The organism is Methylothermus subterraneus (assembly GCF_054656915.1).
The window spans coordinates 48,277-63,768 of the sequence record NZ_BAAHXK010000010.1 but is presented as its reverse complement, the minus strand read 5'-3'; the positions used below and the strand labels follow the sequence as shown (position 1 = coordinate 63,768).

Annotated in this window: 14 protein-coding genes; 13 read left to right on the top strand and 1 reads right to left on the bottom strand. The window is 63.0% G+C overall.

Annotated features, from left to right (window positions below):
* Positions 1–255, bottom strand: a 255-nt coding sequence (locus ACYQ3M_RS09665) for a hypothetical protein (RefSeq protein ID WP_460035877.1), incomplete at its 3' end; no start/stop codon positions are given.
* Positions 256–271: 16 nt separating this feature from the next.
* Between ACYQ3M_RS09665 and ACYQ3M_RS09660 the strand changes: the two genes are divergently transcribed.
* The 13 genes from ACYQ3M_RS09660 to ACYQ3M_RS09600 all read left to right on the top strand — a co-directional run bounded on the left by ACYQ3M_RS09660 (position 272) and on the right by ACYQ3M_RS09600 (position 15,475).
* Positions 272–1,039, top strand: coding sequence for an ABC transporter permease (locus ACYQ3M_RS09660; protein WP_460035876.1), 768 nt, complete (start codon positions 272–274; stop codon positions 1,037–1,039).
* Complete coding sequence (locus ACYQ3M_RS09655) at positions 1,036–2,238, top strand: ABC transporter ATP-binding protein (protein WP_460035875.1); 1,203 nt, start codon at positions 1,036–1,038, stop codon at positions 2,236–2,238. Before ACYQ3M_RS09660 ends, ACYQ3M_RS09655 begins: the two co-directional genes overlap by 4 nt.
* Positions 2,219–3,496 carry a class I SAM-dependent methyltransferase gene (locus tag ACYQ3M_RS09650; RefSeq protein WP_460035874.1) on the top strand — a complete coding sequence of 426 codons (1,278 nt, stop codon included), beginning with the start codon at positions 2,219–2,221 and terminating at the stop codon, positions 3,494–3,496. Before ACYQ3M_RS09655 ends, ACYQ3M_RS09650 begins: the two co-directional genes overlap by 20 nt.
* Positions 3,497–3,537: 41 nt before the next feature.
* Positions 3,538–4,563: a glycosyltransferase family 4 protein gene (locus ACYQ3M_RS09645; protein WP_460035873.1), complete on the top strand. Its 1,026-nt coding sequence runs from the start codon at positions 3,538–3,540 to the stop codon at positions 4,561–4,563.
* A gap of 35 nt (positions 4,564–4,598) precedes the next feature.
* Positions 4,599–6,992, top strand: a complete 2,394-nt coding sequence (locus tag ACYQ3M_RS09640) for a glycosyltransferase family 4 protein (RefSeq protein ID WP_460035872.1) — start codon at positions 4,599–4,601, stop codon at positions 6,990–6,992.
* Positions 6,970–8,130 (top strand): glycosyltransferase family 4 protein, encoded by a 1,161-nt coding sequence (locus ACYQ3M_RS09635; protein WP_460035871.1) that lies wholly within the window; start codon positions 6,970–6,972, stop codon positions 8,128–8,130. The genes ACYQ3M_RS09640 and ACYQ3M_RS09635 overlap by 23 nt, the downstream gene beginning before the upstream one ends.
* Positions 8,123–9,808 (top strand): type I secretion system permease/ATPase, encoded by a 1,686-nt coding sequence (locus ACYQ3M_RS09630; protein ID WP_460035870.1) that lies wholly within the window; start codon positions 8,123–8,125, stop codon positions 9,806–9,808. The genes ACYQ3M_RS09635 and ACYQ3M_RS09630 overlap by 8 nt, the downstream gene beginning before the upstream one ends.
* Entirely contained in the window at positions 9,805–11,097 is a 1,293-nt protein-coding gene (locus ACYQ3M_RS09625; RefSeq protein ID WP_460035869.1) for an HlyD family type I secretion periplasmic adaptor subunit, read from the top strand. Before ACYQ3M_RS09630 ends, ACYQ3M_RS09625 begins: the two co-directional genes overlap by 4 nt.
* Positions 11,098–11,099: 2 nt before the next feature.
* On the top strand, positions 11,100–12,449 hold the full coding sequence (locus ACYQ3M_RS09620) for a TolC family outer membrane protein (protein WP_460035868.1): 1,350 nt from the start codon (positions 11,100–11,102) through the stop codon (positions 12,447–12,449).
* An 84-nt stretch (positions 12,450–12,533) separates the two neighbouring features.
* Positions 12,534–13,718 carry an alanine transaminase gene (gene alaC / locus ACYQ3M_RS09615; RefSeq protein ID WP_460035867.1) on the top strand — a complete coding sequence of 395 codons (1,185 nt, stop codon included), beginning with the start codon at positions 12,534–12,536 and terminating at the stop codon, positions 13,716–13,718.
* A 21-nt stretch (positions 13,719–13,739) separates the two neighbouring features.
* Positions 13,740–13,937 carry a type II toxin-antitoxin system HicB family antitoxin gene (locus ACYQ3M_RS09610; RefSeq protein WP_460035866.1) on the top strand — a complete coding sequence of 66 codons (198 nt, stop codon included), beginning with the start codon at positions 13,740–13,742 and terminating at the stop codon, positions 13,935–13,937.
* Positions 13,934–14,143, top strand: coding sequence for a type II toxin-antitoxin system HicA family toxin (locus tag ACYQ3M_RS09605; protein WP_460035865.1), 210 nt, complete (start codon positions 13,934–13,936; stop codon positions 14,141–14,143). The genes ACYQ3M_RS09610 and ACYQ3M_RS09605 overlap by 4 nt, the downstream gene beginning before the upstream one ends.
* Positions 14,144–14,164: 21 nt before the next feature.
* On the top strand, positions 14,165–15,475 hold the full coding sequence (locus ACYQ3M_RS09600) for a homoserine dehydrogenase (protein ID WP_460035864.1): 1,311 nt from the start codon (positions 14,165–14,167) through the stop codon (positions 15,473–15,475).
* Positions 15,476–15,492: the final 17 nt, after the last annotated feature.

Sequence of the window (15,492 nt, the reverse complement as noted above, 5' to 3'; positions counted from 1 at the left end):
CACGGTGTTGTAAAAATCTTGGAAGGCCATGGAGGTTCCTCCTTGTTGGGTTGGTTGAAAAGACAAAGCAAAGCTTAGCAAAAGCTCTTTGCAGCCACAAGCAAAAGCCGCTTTTTGAAGTTGGATTTTAATCCCCTTAGAACGTCTGTCAAGCGAAATTTTGGCGTTTTTGCGGCTTGTTGTTGCTAAAGTGCGACAAACATCGCCGATTCCTTGGCAGGGCGCTGCATAAACCTTAAAATGCTCGGTTTGCAAGAAAGCCTTTAGTTTTATGCGCTTGGCCTTGTTTTGGCAGTTGACGCGCGCGGCCTGGCTGGACCGGTATGCGGCCTCGGCCTTGGGCGTGGGCTGGGCGGTGCTTTGGCCTATCGTGCAGCTTGGGATTTTCCTCGTCGTGTTCGGGGAGCTGATGGGGGCGCGGCTGGAAGGGGCCGCCGGGGGGCGCTTTGGCTACGGGGTGTACTTGGCTTCCGGGATGGTGCCGTGGTGGATCCTGGCCGGCGGCGTGGGCAAGGCTTGCGGGGCGTTCGTGGACAGCCGCGGGCTGCTTACCAAGATCGCTTTGCCTTTGGCCTGGGTGCCTTTGCCGCAGCTTGTGGCCGAGAGCCTGGGCGCGTTGGTCCTGCTTGGGCTGCTCGTTGGGGTGCTTTGGGCCTTGGGTGGATTGACGGCGAGCGCGTGGTGGCTGGTTTTGGTGTTGCCTGGGCTTGGGCTTTTGGCGTATGGGGCGGGCTTGATCGCGGCGATTTGGACGGTGTTTGTGGAAGATACGCGCGAGGTGGTGCAGGTGGCATTGCAGCTTGGCTTTTGGCTGACGCCGGTGGTGTATCTGGTTAAGGTTTTGCCGGCCTGGGCGCAAGGGGTTTTGGCGTGGAATCCGGCGGCCTGGGCGGTGGAAGCGTTTCACGCCGCGCTGGTGTTTGGCCGTGCGCCCAGGCTTTTGGATCTGGCCGCGCTGTGGGGAGTGGGCTTAAGTTTAAGCGCATTCGGGCTGTGGCTGCTCAAGCGCACGGAGAAGGCGCTGCGGGATCTTCTGTGATTTCGCTACAACGCGTCACCAAGCGCTTTAAGCTCTACGCGCGGCCGCGCGACCGGCTCCTAGAGGCTCTCTCCGGCAAGCCTCGCCATCGCTGCCACACCGCGCTCTCCGACGTGGACCTTAGCGTGCAGGCCGGCGAAACGCTGGCGCTGCTCGGGCGCAATGGGGCGGGCAAATCCACGCTGCTTAAGCTCATCACCGGGGTGCTGCTGCCCGACGCGGGAAGCGTGGAGGTCGCGGGGCGGGTGACCGGCTTGTTGGAGCTCGGCACCGGTTTTGATCCTCGGCTTTCCGGGCGCAAAAACATTTACGTCAACGGCCTGTTGCTGGGCCTGTCGGCGAAAGAGCTGGCCGCGCGCGAGGCGGCGATCGTGGAGTTTGCCGAACTGGGCGATTCCATCGACGAGCCGCTCAAAACCTATTCCTCGGGGATGGTGATGCGCCTTGGCTTTGCCGTCGCCGCCCACGCCGACCCCAAGGTGCTCGTGGTGGACGAGGCGCTGGCGGTAGGGGATGCGCGCTTTCAACAAAAGTGCCTGGACTGGATCCGGCGCTTTAAGGCGCAAGGGGGGACGATTCTGCTCGCCAGCCACGACCTCAACGCCGTCAAGCTCATCGCCGATCGCGCGGTGGTGCTCGAGGGCGGTCGAATTGCCTTCGACGGCCCGCCGGATAAGGCGGTGGCGCATTATTTAAAACTCATCGCCGGCGGCGAGGACAGGCTCGGGCGGCCGACGGCGTACGGCAGCGGCGAGGTGGCGATCGAGGACGTGGCGTTGACCGGCGATTCCGGGCGGGCGGTGGTGGCTTGCGGCGAGCGCGCGCGGCTGACGGTCGCGCTGTACGCCGCCAAAGACCTGACGGACGTCAGCCTGGGCTTTATGATTCGCGACCGCTTCGGCCAGGATGTGTTCGGCACCAACAGCTATCTTTTGGGGCAGACCCTGAACCTCCAGGCCGGCAGGCGCTACCTTTGGCGCGCCGAGCTGAGGATGGCGCTGGCTCCCGGGCGGTATACGCTGACCGTGGCGGCGCACTCGGGCCCGCACCACCTGGAGCGCTGCTACCATTGGTGGGACAACGCCCTGGAATTTGAGGTCGCCGGCGTCCTGGGGCCTTTGTTTTCGGGGCTGGTGCGGCTGCCGGTGGAAAATTTTGAGCTGATTGCGGAGCCCGATCGTGTCCTTTGCCGAGCTTAAAGCGCGCATCGCCGAGGAGGCCAAGCGCCTGCGGTTTGAAGAAGAAGCCTGGCCGGCTTTGGAGTTTGAGGCCAGAACCTGGCACCGGCGCGATTTTGTGGGGTTTTCCCCGCAGCGCTTCTTGCCGGAGGCGTACCGCGCGGTGCTCGGCCGCGAGGTCGATCCCGATGGCCTGGCCGCTTACGGACCGATGTGCGTGCTCTGGCTGGGGCGGGTGGCGGTGCTGGGGCATCTGGCCCAGAGCGCCGAGGGCAAATTGGCGGGGGCGAAGGTCCGCGGAGTTCGATTCTGGCGCTTGGTGCACATGGGCTGTCGGCGTCTGCCCGGAGCCAACCTTTGGCTAAGGCTGGCCGATTGGGCCTTGCGCCTGGTGGACCTGGCCGCCTTTCAAGAAGAGGCGATCGCGCAAAACGCGCGCCTGCAGGCCCGGCTGGCGGAGCACGAGCAGAACCTGGCTGGGTTGCAAGCCCGGCTGGCGGAGCAAAATCAAGCCTTAGGGCGTCTTGAACGCGCCGGGAGTTTGCTGCAAACCGGCCTGGCGCAGACCGAACGGCGCCTGGCGGCGCTGTTGGAGGCTCCGGAGGCGCGCGCGGCGGTCTCCAGCCAAGAGGCGCTGGATCGCTTTTATCTGGCCTTTGAGGACGCCTGCCGAGGGCAGGAGGCCGAGATCCGGGCCAAGCTCGAGGGTTATTTGCCGTGGCTGACGCCAGTGCGGGGGGAGACCCTAGTCGATCTGGGCTGTGGCCGCGGCGAGTGGCTTAAGCTGCTCGGCGAACACGGCTTGGCCGCCCTCGGGGTCGATAACAGCCCCGCGATGGTGGCTCATTGCCTGAATCAAAAGCTGAACGTGGTCGCCGCCGACGCTTTGGCCTGGCTTAAAGCGCAAGCCGAAAACAGCCTAGGGGCGGTGACCGCGTTTCACCTTTTAGAACACCTGCCCTTCGCCGAGCTTTTGGCGTTGGTGCAGGCCGCTTACCGGGCGCTCAAAACCGGGGGGGTGGCGATCTTTGAGACCCCCAACCCGGAAAACGTGCTCGTCGGCAGCCACACCTTTTACCACGACCCCACCCACCGCCACCCATTAACGCCGACGCTTTTGGAGTTCGTGCTGCGCTACGCCGGCTTTGCCAAGGTCGAGATTTTGCGCCTCAATCCCTACCCGCCGGAGGCCTATGTTCCTGGGGACGGGACCTTGGTCGAACGGGTCAACGGCCACTTCTACGGCCCTCAGGATTTTGCCGCCATCGGAATCAAGTAAACCACCCGCAACTTGGGTCGCGGGTTTCCTTGCGGAGGTCTATGAAGATTTTACTGACCGCTACCCACGTGCCGTTCGTCAACGGCGGCGCCGAAGCGCACATGCGTGCCTTGCACGAGGCGCTGTTGGTGGCTGGCCACGAGGTGGAGCTGATGCGCGTGCCGTTTTGCTTCTGGCCGGAGGCGGCGGTCGAGCAGGCGATGGCGTTCTGCGAGCGCTTTGACCTCGAGCGCTTGAGCGTGCCGCCGGATCGGGTGATCAGCTTGCAGTTTCCGGCGTACGGTATGCGCCATCCCGAGCAGACCGTCTGGCTCATGCACCAGCACCGCGCTGTGTATGAGCTCTACGGCGACGTGGTGCCTAAAACCGAGGCTTTGGCCGCCCTGCGGGAGAAGGTCATCGCGTTTGACAACCAGGCCTTGCGCCGCGCCAAGCGCTTGTTTGCCAACTCGCGGCGGGTCGCCGCCAGGCTGCGCCGCTACAACGGCCTGGAAGCCGAGCCGCTTTACCATCCGCCGCCGGATGCTGAGCGCTTTTATGCGGGGGAGATGTGGGATTACGTGTTGTTCCCCAGTCGCCTGGAAAACCTAAAGCGGCAGTCTTTGTTGATCGAAGCGGCCAGATACGTCAAGGCACCGGTGCGCTTTGTGCTGTTGGGCGAGGGCGGGCAGCGCGCCAACCTGGAGGCGCAGATCGCCCGGCTCGGCTTGAAAGACAAAGTCTGGCTGGCCGGTTTTTGCCCGCGCCACGAGCAGATCGCCTGGTACGCCCACGCCCTCGCGGTGTTTTTTGGCCCGCACGACGAGGACTACGGCTACGTGACCTTAGAGGCGATGCTCGCCGCGCGCCCGGTGATCACCTGCACCGATTCTGGCGGGCCGCTCGAATTCGTGCAGGATAAGATCACCGGCCTGGTGGTCGAGCCCGAACCTTTAGCCATCGCCTCAGCCATCGAGGCTCTGTGGGCCGACCGCCCCCGCGCGCAGAAGCTCGGGCAGGCGGCCCGCGAGGCGATCTTGGCGTTGGACCTGCGTTGGGAAAAAGTCGTGGAAAGGTTGCTGGATTGACTTTTGGATGCAACAAAGCAAAGCACGGGGGGGTGATGAAAATTGCCGTAGTCGCGCCTAGCCCGGTGCCGTTCGTCTTCGGCGGGGCGGAACGGTTTTGGCTGGATTTGGTGCGCGCCTTGAACGAACAGACGCCGCACGAAGCCGAGCTGCTCAAGATTCCTTTTCCGGAGCGCGACTTTTGGGAGGTGGTGGCAGGCTACCTACGCTTTTTCGAGCTGGATCTGTCCGCCTTTGACTGCGTGATCAGCACCAAGTACCCCGCCTGGATGGCGGCGCACCCGCGCCATATCGTGTACCTGCAGCACAAGCTGCGCGGCTTGTACGACGCGTATCCCAGGCACTTGCCCACCGCCTGGCCCAAAGCGCGCCCCTTAGAAGCGCTGGCGCGGCTGGTCGCCGAGCCGCACCCTACCCCTTCCCACGCCGCCGAAGCCTTTGACCTTTTAGCGCAGCTAAAGACGCAGGCCGAGCCAAGCTGGTTTGCTTTCCCCGGGCCGGTGGCTCGGGGCGTGGTGCACTTTTTCGATCGCGTGGCGCTGCGGCCGCAGGCGATCTGGCGCTACGCGGCGATCTCGCAAACCGTCGCGCGGCGCGCGGATTATTTCCCGCCTGAGGTCGAGGTGCGCATCGCCCACCACCCTTCGGGTCTGAAGGTGGAGGAACTGCCGTTTCCCGACCGGCCGGTGGTGTTTACCGCCAGCCGCCTGGACGGGCCAAAGCGCGTGGGGCTGATCGTGCGCGCTTTTAGCCAACTTAAGCACCCTGAGGCGCGTTTGCGGATCGCCGGCGTCGGCCCCCAAGAGGCGGAGCTTCGCCGCCTCGCCGCGCAAGATCCGCGCATCGAATTCTTAGGACGCCTGGCCGACGCTGAGCTGGCTAAAGCCTACGGTCAGGCGCAGGCGGTGGTGTTCGTGCCCGAGCAGGAAGATTGGGGATTGGTGGCGCTGGAGGCGGCCATGGCCGGCCGGCCGGTCATCACCTGCCGCGATGCGGGCGGGGTGCTCGAGCTGATCGAGGATGGGGTCAGCGGCCTGGTGGTGGAGCCTGACCAGGCGGCTTTGGCCGCCGCGATGGCCGAGTTGCTCGCCCATCCTGAGCGCGCCCGCGCCCTGGGGGAGGCGGCCAGACAACGGGCGGCTGAGGTGAGCTGGGCGGGCGTGCTGGAAACCCTGGGGCTGGCGGCGGCGCCGGCCGCTTGCTTCTCCCGCCGGCCGGCCAAGGCCCGGCCCATCGTGGTGCTGGCGCCGTTTTCCCTGCGCCCACCGCGCTTTGGCGGCGCCAACCGCATCTTTCACTTGTACCGCGCGTGGTCGCGCCAAGTCCCCGTCCATATCCTGAGCTTGGGCGCTCGGTCGGTTCAGGTGCGCTTGGCGCCGAACCTGCTCATCGACGAGGTCGCCACCACCGCCGAATTTGCGCGCCACGCCGGCGCGTGGTCCACGCGCCTTCAGGTCTCCGCGCACGACGTGGCCTTGCTCGACGGCATGGATTGGCTGCCCGAGTATCGGGCTTGGGTGCACGAGCGGGTGGCCGCCGCTTCCTTGGTGGTCGTCTCCCACCCCTACTGCTTGCCGGCGCTGCCTCGCGCGGGGCTGCCGCCTTTGCTCTACGACGCCCACAACGTAGAGTACGACCTCAAAGCCCAGCTGTGGTCACAAGCCGAAGCGCCGGCGAGGGAGCGCGCCTTGGCCTTGGTGCGTGAAGCCGAGGCCGAGGCGCTGGAGCGCGCGGCGGCGGTGTTGACGGTGTGCCAAGAGGAAGCGGAGCGCTTTGCGTCCTTGTATGGGGTAGCCAAACCTTGGATCGCCGCGCCCAACGGCGTCGATTTACCGCAACGGCCGTTTTTGCCGCAAGCGGCCAAGCTTAAGCTGCGCAGGCGTTTAGGGGTGGATTCGCCTTTGGTCGCCTTCGTCGGTTCCTGGCACGGACCCAATCTCGCCGCGCTCGACACCGTCCTGGCCGTGGCCAAGGCCTTGCCTGGGCTTACCTTCGCGCTCGCTGGATCGTTGTGCGCCCACCCCAAACTCGAGCGCGCCCCGCGCAACGTGGCGGCCTTGGGCAAGCTCAGCGACGCCGAATTGGCCGTGCTGCTCGGCGCCGCCGAGGTGGGGTTAAATCCCGTCACCCAGGGCGCGGGCACCAACCTGAAAGTCTTAGACTATGCCGCGTGCGGGGCGGTGATTCTGTCTACGCCTTTCGGCGTGCGCGGGTTGCCCTTTAGGCACGCTCAGGAGGCCTGGCTGAGCGCGCCGGACGAGTTGGCCAATGCGCTCAAGGCGCTTTTGGCCGATGCCTCTTTGCGCGAGCGCCTGGCGCGAGCGGCGCGGCAGCAGGCGGAAAACTTCAACTGGGAAAAAATCGGCGAGCGCGCCGTGCAACAGCTTGTATCCGTAGGGGTTTGGCGTGAAGATCGTCCTGGGCCTTGAATCCTTGAGTCCGCCGCGCACCGGCATCGGCCGCTACACGGCGGGTTTACTCCAGGAGTACCTATCCCGGCAACTTGCGGTCGCCGGGCTGCTTCACGGGGAGCTGATCGACCGTCCCGAAATCCTGGCGCGCCTGGCGGCGGAGACAAAGCCTGCGCAAGACTGGCGCGGGCCGGCTTGGCGGCGCGCGTTAAGCTTTCTACCTGGCGTCCGCAGCGCTTGGCAAATGACGCGCAACCTGCGCAGCCGGATCGTCGGCCGGCGCCTGCGCGAGGCGATCTATCACGAGCCCAACTACATTGCCCCGCGTCTTCCCTGCCCGCTCGTGGTCACGGTGCACGATTTGTCTCACCTGCGTTTTCCCGACTACCATCCCCGCGCCAGAGTGCGTTGGCTGGAGCGCTATTTGCCTAGGACGTTGGCGCGTGCTGGCAAGATAATTACCGTCTCGGAATTTTCCCGCGGGGAAATCCTCCACGTGCTTGGGCTTGCTCCCGAGAAAGTGGCGGCTATCCCCTTGGGTGTGGAAGAGCGCTTTAGGCCCCTTCCCGCCGAGGCGGCGCAAAGGCGCTTGCAACGCTACGGCTTGCGCTTTCAGGGCTACCTGCTGGCGGTGGGAACCTTGGAGCCGCGCAAGAACTTGGGCCGTCTGCTCGACGCCTATTCCTTGCTGCCGGATTGCTTGCGCTGCCGTTTCCCGCTGGTGCTCATCGGCCCCAAGGGCTGGCGTACCGAGAGCCTGTGGCCTAAACTAGATCGGTTTGAACGGCGCGGCGAGGTGCGCTGGTTGGGTTATGTGGACGAAGACGATCTTCCCAGCTTGTACTGCGGGTCGGCGGTTTTTGCGTATCTTTCCCTGTACGAAGGCTTTGGCCTGCCGGTCTTGGAAGCGATGGGTTGCGGAGCCGCGGTGCTAACCTCGCAAGGGTCGGCGATGGCCGAGTGGGGTGGGGAGGCGGCTTGGTTGGTCGATCCGTGGGACGTTGAGGCGATCGCCTTGGCCTTGCGGCAGCTTTTGGAAGACCCCAGCTTGGTTGGCAGGCTGCGCGCCTTAGGTCCGGCTTGGGCGCGTCGCTTTTCCTGGGGGCGCTGTGCGGAGCAAACGCTTGAAGTTTACGCTGAGGTAATTCATGGCTAAACCTTCGGAATTGGCCCAAATTCTTTCCCGCCTACGGCGCCATTTCCTGGTCGTTGGGGCATTTTCCATGGCGATCAACACCTTGATGCTCACCCCCTCGCTGTACATGCTCCAAGTCTACGACCGGGTGCTTTCCAGCCGCAACGAGACGACCTTGGGGTTATTGACCTTGCTGGCCTTGGGGCTGTATGGGCTGATGAGTTTGCTGGAATTTGTCCGCTCGCGGGTGCTGGTGCGCATCGGCGCGGCGCTCGAAGCCGAGCTCAACCGGCGCGTTTTCGACGCGGCGTTTGAAGCCAGCCTCAGGACCCACGGCGATGCCCGCCAGGCGCTTTCGGATCTGACCAATTTGCGCCAATTTCTGACCGGCAACGGACCGTTTGCGTTTTTCGACGCTCCTTGGACGCCTATTTATTTGGCGGTGGTGTTTTTGCTCCATCCGTGGATCGGTTGGTTTGGGGTAGCAAGCAGCTTGGTCTTAATCGCCTTGACTTTAGCCACCGAATGGCTAACCCAAGCCCCGCTCAAAGAGGCTAACCGTCTGGCCAATCAAGCTTTGAGCTTTGCCGGCAACAGCCTGGTCAACGCGGAAGTCATCGAAGCCTTGGGGATGCTTCCCAACATTCGCCGGCGCTGGCAGGAAAAGCATTTCAAGATGCTAAGGCTGCAACATCTGGCCAGCGACCGCGCCGGATTGATCTCCGCCGTCACGCGCGCGGTGCGGATTTCGGTTCAATCCCTGGTTTTGGGGTTGGGAGCGTATTTTGTGTTGCGGAACGAGATGACCGCCGGCGGCATGATCGCCGGTTCCATTCTGCTCGGCCGGGCGCTGGCGCCGGTCGAGCAGCTCATCGCCAACTGGCGCGGCTTTGTCCAAGCCAGGCAAGCGTACGAACGCTTGCAGTCCCTGCTAGACCGCTTTCCCCCGCGTCTGGAGCGCTTGTCGCTGCTGCCGCCCAAAGGTCAGGTTACGGTGGAAGGTCTCGTAGCGGTGCCGCCGGGAGGCCAGGCGCCGGTGTTGAAAGGGATCAGCTTTGAGATCCCGGCCGGTTGCATCGTGGGATTGATCGGGCCTTCGGCGGCCGGCAAATCCACTTTGGCCAGGCTGTTGGTTGGAGTGTGGCCGCCCTACGCCGGTAAAGTCCGCCTGGACGGCGCCGAACTCGGCCATTGGGACAGGCAGGAATTGGCGCAGTTTTTGGGTTACCTGCCCCAGGACGTGGAACTGTTCGAGGGCACGGTGGCCGAAAACATCGCTCGCTTTGGCGCCTTAGAATCGGAGAAAATCCTTGCCGCCGCCAAGCGCGCCGGCGTCCACGAGATGATCTTGCGTCTGCCGCAAGGTTATGAGACCCAGATCGGCCCGGGTGGGGCGGTGCTCTCGGGCGGTCAGCGGCAAAGGATCGCGCTGGCGCGCGCCCTGTACGGCGACCCGCGGCTGATCGTGTTGGACGAGCCGAACTCCAATTTAGACGATGTAGGCGAGGCGGCTTTGGTGAGTGCCTTGCAGACCCTCAAGGCGGAACAGCGCACGGTGGTGGTCATCACCCATCGCATGAGCGTGCTCTCGGCGGTGGATCGCTTGCTCGTGTTGCGCGATGGCCTGATTCAGGCTTACGGCGCGCGCGATGAGATTCTCAAGGCTTTGCAGCAAGCGGCACTGAAGGCGGTTCGATGAACGACAAGTCTTTAGCGAACGTTGAATCGGTTCTCCCCGCGCCGGCCGAGGAGCTGCGGCGCTTTGTCCGGCTTGGGCTGTGGCTGTTGCTCGCCGGTTTTGGCGGGTTCCTCGCCTGGGCCGCGTTGGCGCCCTTGGACTCCGGCGTCCCTGCGCCCGGGGTGGCGGTGGTCGAGTCCAAGCGCAAAACTGTCGCCCACTTGGAAGGGGGGATCGTCAAACAAATTCATGTAACCGAGGCGCAATACGTAGAGGCGGGTCAGCCGCTGATTACCTTGGACGACACGCTCGTCGCCGCCAACTTTCAAAGCGCGCTCAAAGAATATTACGCTCTCTTGGCCAGGCGCGCTAGGCTGGAGGCTGAGCGCCTTGGCAAAAGCCAAATCGACTTTGCCGAGGAATTGATCCAGGCCGGCAGCGAAGGCGATGCCGCCGCCCAGATCGCGGCGCAGCAGCAGTTGTTTCTGGCGCGGCGTTCGGCTTTGGAAAGCGCGATCCGCGTGCTTTCTGCCCAGGCGCAGACCTATTTGGCCGAAGCTCGTTCCAAAGCGACCCAGCTTGAGTTCCTAAGCGAGCAGCTGGCCGGGATGCGCGCTTTGGCGGCGGAAGGGTACGCTCCGCGCAACGAACAATACGATCTGGAGCGGCAGACCTTAGAACTTCGCAATCACATCGATCTGGCCGAGCGCCAGGCTAAGGAGACGGAGTTGAAACTTAAGCAAATCCGGGAAGATTACCGCAAGGAGGTCGAGACCGAACTGGCCGAGGTGGTGCAGAGGCTGAGCGTGGTGGAAGAGAAAGTCAAGGCGCTCAAGGACCAGCTCGAGCGCACGGTGATCCGGGCGCCGGTGGCAGGATACGTCAACGGTCTGCAGGTTCACACGGTGGGAGGCGTGATCCGACCCGGCGAAGCGCTGATGGAAATCGTCCCCAAAGACGAGCCGCTCTTGTTTGAAGCTAAAGTTCCGGCGCAGTTCATCGACCGCATCCATCCAGGACTTGCGGCAGACATTCAGTTGCAGGCCTTTTTGAGCTGGCCGCAAACGATCATAGAAGGCAAGGTGATCTCCGTTTCCGCCGACCTTTTATCCGATCCGGTGGACCCGAGATCCCAATACTATTTGGCCCGGGTCGAGGTGACGGAAAACGGCAAACAGCAGCTTGGCAAGCGCTCTCTCCAACCGGGAATGGCGGCCACGATCGTCATCAAAACCGGTGAGCAAACTCTTTTGCAGTACTTGATGCGGCCCTTGCTTAGGCGGCTGCACACGGCTTTGACCGAGGAATGAGCGTGCGCGGCGTGCTGCGCTCGATGGCGCTGATGGCCGCGGTGGCGGTGAATTGGCCGGCCGCGGCCTTAGATTTGGAGGAGGCCTATGCTTTGGCCAAGCAGGCCGATGCCGCCTATCGGGCGGTTGAAGCCCAGACTCAGGCCCAAGAGGAAGGCGTTGCGGTGGCGCGCGCTAGACTCTTGCCCCAAGTGGGGGCGGTCGGCTCGATCGGAAAGCTGTGGGTAGAGCGCCGCTTTGGCGGGCGCCGTTTCCCGGTTTCTCCCAGCGATTCTTGGAGCTGGAGCGTCAATCTCAAGCAGCCCCTTTATCGCCCAAACGAATGGGAAAGCTACCGGCAGGCGCAGGCGCTTTCCGAAAGCGCCAAGGCTCGGCTCCTGGATGAGTCGGCGCTGCTTTTCCAACGCGTGGCGAAAGCGTATCTTGGCGTGTTGGACGCGGACGCGCAGCTTAAAGTCGCCGAGAGCGATGTGGCGCGTTATCAAACCGCCCTTAGGCAAGCGGAAGAGGCCTTTCGCCGCGGCCAAGGCACACGCATCGAAATCGAGGAAGCCAAAGCCAGGCTGGATGCGGCGCGCGCCCAATTGCTCGCAAGCCAAGGCCAATTGGAAATCGCCGAGCGCGCTTTGACTTTGCTGATCGGGCGCGAAGTGGTCGCGGCAGCGCTTAAGGACCTGGCCGAGCGCCATACGCTGAGCCAGGCGATCTTAGCGAAACCGGCTTCCGAGTGGGTGGAGGAAGCCAAGCGGGTTAATTTGGCCTTGGACGCCTTGAGGAAAGAAGTAATCGCCGCCCAGCACAAAGTCAAGCAGCAGCTTGCGGGCCACAAGCCTACCTTGGACCTGGTGGCCGGTTATCAACAAAGCCGAAGCGAAAGCCAAATCACTTTAGAGCAGCAATTTAAAACTGCCAGCGTCAACCTGCAGGCGACTTTGCCGCTGTTTTCGGGCTTTGGGGTAAGCGCCTCGGTAAGGCAAGCCCAAGCCCTCTTGCGCCAGGCCGAGCTGGAATTGGAACAGAAGACGCGGGAGCTTGAGCAGGCGGTGTTGGACGCGTACACCAAAGTGCGTTTTGGGCAAAGCCAAGTGCTTGCTTTAGAGCAAGCTTTGCGTTCGGCGGAACAGGCGGTCGTAGGCACACGCAAAGGGGTGCTGGCCGGAACGCGCAATAACGTCGATGTGTTGAACGCCGAACAAGCCGCCGCCGAAGTGCGGGCTAAACGCATAGACGCGGTGTATCAGTTGCTCGGTTCCATCGTTGAAATGTTAGTCGCGGTCAGCAAACCCCCGGAGGAAGCGATCTCATGGCTTGCCGGTGCAAGCGGCCCATCTTATGGATTGGAATCCAACTGAGGCAAACTGGGCGATCATCTAGGTTGCGCTTCCCCCTGGCGGTAATGGACAATATGTTTTTTTAGAGCGCATCGATTGGATCGAATGGAAGAATTCCAACGCATCAAGCGCCTGCCGCCTTACGTTTTTGCCATCGTCAACCAGCTCAAAGCCAAGCAGCGCGCGGCGGGGGAGGACGTGATCGATTTCGGCATGGGCAATCCCGACCAGCCCCCGCCGCCTCACGTGATCGCCAAGCTGGTCGAGGCGGCCCAGCGCGACACCACCCACCGCTATTCGCAATCCAAAGGGATTCCCCGCCTGCGCAAGGCGATCTGCGATTGGTACGCGCGCCGCTTTGGCGTCGAGCTCGATCCGGAAACCCAGGCCATCGTCACCATCGGCTCCAAAGAAGGCTTGGCGCACCTGGCGCTGGCGACCTTGGGGCCGGGGGATACGGTGTTGGTGCCCAACCCGGCCTATCCCATCCACCCTTACGGCTGCGTGATCGCTGGGGCCGACGTCCGCCATGTACCCTTGACCTCTGGCCACGACTTCTTTGCCGAGCTGGAGCAGGCGATCTTGGACCTGTGGCCCAAGCCCAAGATGCTGATCCTAAATTTCCCCTGCAACCCCACCACCCAGTGCGTGGAGCTTGCTTTTTTCGAGCGCGTGGTCGAGATCGCCCGCGCGTACAAGATCTGGGTGGTGCACGATCTGGCGTACGTGGATTTGGTGTTCGACGGCTACCAGGCGCCCTCCATCCTCCAGGTGCCGGGAGCGCTCGAGTTGGCGGTGGAATTTTTCACCCTGTCTAAAAGCTACAACATGCCCGGCTGGCGGGTTGGGTTCATGTGCGGCAACCGCGAGTTGGTGGCGGCCTTGGGGCGGATCAAGTCGTATCTGGATTATGGCATGTTCACTCCCATCCAGATCGCCGCCATCACCGCCCTGGAAGGGCCGCAGGACTGCGTGGCCCAGATCCGGGAGACCTACCGTAGGCGCCGCGACGTGTTGTGCGATGGCCTGAATCACTTGGGCTGGCATGTGGCAAAACCCAAGGCCACCATGTTCGTGTGGGCGCCTATTCCTGAACCTTACCGGGCGCTAGGTTCTTTGGAGTTTTCCAAGAAACTGTTGCTCGAGGCCAAGGTGGCGGTCTCGCCGGGAATCGGCTTTGGCCAGTACGGGGAAGGTTATGTGCGCTTTGGTTTAATCGAAAACGAGCACCGCACCCGCCAGGCCATCCGGGGCATCCGGCAGATGATGCGGCGGGACGGGACGTTATAATGTCCAGGCGTTGGAAGACTTATGTTTCACATTGAGTTGGAGCAGGACGGACGCTGGATTGCCGAAGTTCCAGAGTTGCCCGGTGTTATGGTGTATGGGAAAAACCGCCGTGAGGCCATCGCCAAAGCTGAGGCGCTGGCATTGAGAGTGCTGGCGGACCGGATTGAGCACGGTGAAGAGATTCCGGCGTTGGACGGAATATTCCAGGAAGTGGCGTGAGCGTCTGGTCCAGCGTTAAGGCTAGGCAAGTGTTGGCTGCCCTGATAAGAAATGGCTGGTACAAAAGACAATCAGGCTCCCATAGGGTATTGGCAAAGGCAGGCTGGCCGGACTTCGTTTTTGCTTTTCACGATCGGGATGAAATCGGCCTGCGAATGATGGCGCGTATCGCCCGGAAAACTGGGCTGAAGCCTGAGGATTTGTGATTTTAAGAGGAGACGACATTGGTGGAACCGGTCAAAATCGGTCTTTTAGGCTTGGGGACGGTCGGCGGCGGCACGGTGCGGGTGCTGGCCCGCAACGGCCGCGAGATCGCCCGCCGCGCGGGGCGCGAGCTCATGATCGCCAAAGCCTTTACCCGCGATCCTAAAAAGCCGCGCATCTGTTCCACCGCGGGGATCGAACTGGTTTCTGACCCCTGGCAGGTCGTGGAAGATCCTGAGATCGCTATCGTCGCCGAACTCATCGGCGGCCTCTCTCCGGCTAAGGAGTTGGTGCTCGGGGCGATCGAGCGGGGCAAGCACGTGGTTACCGCCAACAAGGCGCTGATCGCCCTGCACGGCAACGAGATCTTCGCCCGGGCCTCGGCCAAGGGGGTGATGGTGGCTTTCGAGGCGGCGGTGGCCGGCGGCATCCCGATCATCAAGGTGCTCAGGGAGGGCCTGGCTGGCAACCGGATCGAATGGGTGGCTGGGATCATCAACGGCACCTGCAACTTCATCTTGAGCGCCATGCGCGAGGAAGGACGCGCGTTTGCCGAGGTGCTGAAAGAGGCCCAGGCGCAAGGGTTTGCGGAGGCCGACCCGAGCTTTGATGTAGACGGCATCGACGCCGCCCACAAGCTCACCATCCTGGCGGCGATCGCCTTCGGCATCCCGCTCCAGTTCGACCGGGTTTACACCGAAGGCATCACCCGCATCACCCCAGAGGACATCCGCTACGCCGAGGAATTGGGCTATCGCATCAAGGCTCTCGGGATCGCCCGGCGAGCGAAAAACGGCATCGAGCTTCGGGTGCATCCTTGCCTGGTGCCGGCAAGGCGTCTTCTCGCCAACGTCGAGGGAGTGATGAACGCGGTGGTGGTCAAGGGCGATGCGGTGGGTCCGACCTTGTACTACGGCCCGGGGGCGGGGGCGGAACCGACCGCCTCGGCGGTGGTGGCCGACCTGGTCGATGTGGTGCGGGTGATGACCGCCGATCCCGAAAACCGCGTCCCGCATCTTGCGTTCCAGCCCGACGCCTTGAGCGATCTGCCGATCCTGCCCATGGGCGAGGTGGAAACCGCCTACTACCTGCGCCTTAAGGTGGCCGATCAACCCGGAGTGCTCGCCGACGTCGCGCGCATCCTGGCCGATCACCAAATCTCGATCGAGGCGGTGATCCAAAAGGAGCCTAAATCCGGGCAGGAGGAGGTGCCTTTGATCTTGCTCACCCATCGGGTCAAAGAGAGCGCGATGGACGCGGCGGTGGCCAAAATCGAACGGCTGCCGTCGGTGAAGGCTCCCTTGCACCGCATCCGCCTGGAGACTTTGGAGTAAAGTTGACATCCTCCCCA

Excerpts from the sequence above, each read along its gene's own strand:
- ACYQ3M_RS09660 (WP_460035876.1), top strand. The coding sequence starts at position 272 with ATGCGCTTGGCCTTGTTTTGGCAGTTGACGCGCGCGGCCTGGCTGGAC.
- ACYQ3M_RS09645 (WP_460035873.1), top strand. The coding sequence starts at position 3,538 with ATGAAGATTTTACTGACCGCTACCCACGTGCCGTTCGTCAACGGCGGC.
- ACYQ3M_RS09640 (WP_460035872.1), top strand. The coding sequence starts at position 4,599 with ATGAAAATTGCCGTAGTCGCGCCTAGCCCGGTGCCGTTCGTCTTCGGC.
- ACYQ3M_RS09630 (WP_460035870.1), top strand. The coding sequence starts at position 8,123 with ATGGCTAAACCTTCGGAATTGGCCCAAATTCTTTCCCGCCTACGGCGC.
- ACYQ3M_RS09625 (WP_460035869.1), top strand. The coding sequence starts at position 9,805 with ATGAACGACAAGTCTTTAGCGAACGTTGAATCGGTTCTCCCCGCGCCG.
- alaC (WP_460035867.1), top strand. The coding sequence starts at position 12,534 with ATGGAAGAATTCCAACGCATCAAGCGCCTGCCGCCTTACGTTTTTGCC.
- ACYQ3M_RS09610 (WP_460035866.1), top strand. The coding sequence starts at position 13,740 with ATGTTTCACATTGAGTTGGAGCAGGACGGACGCTGGATTGCCGAAGTT.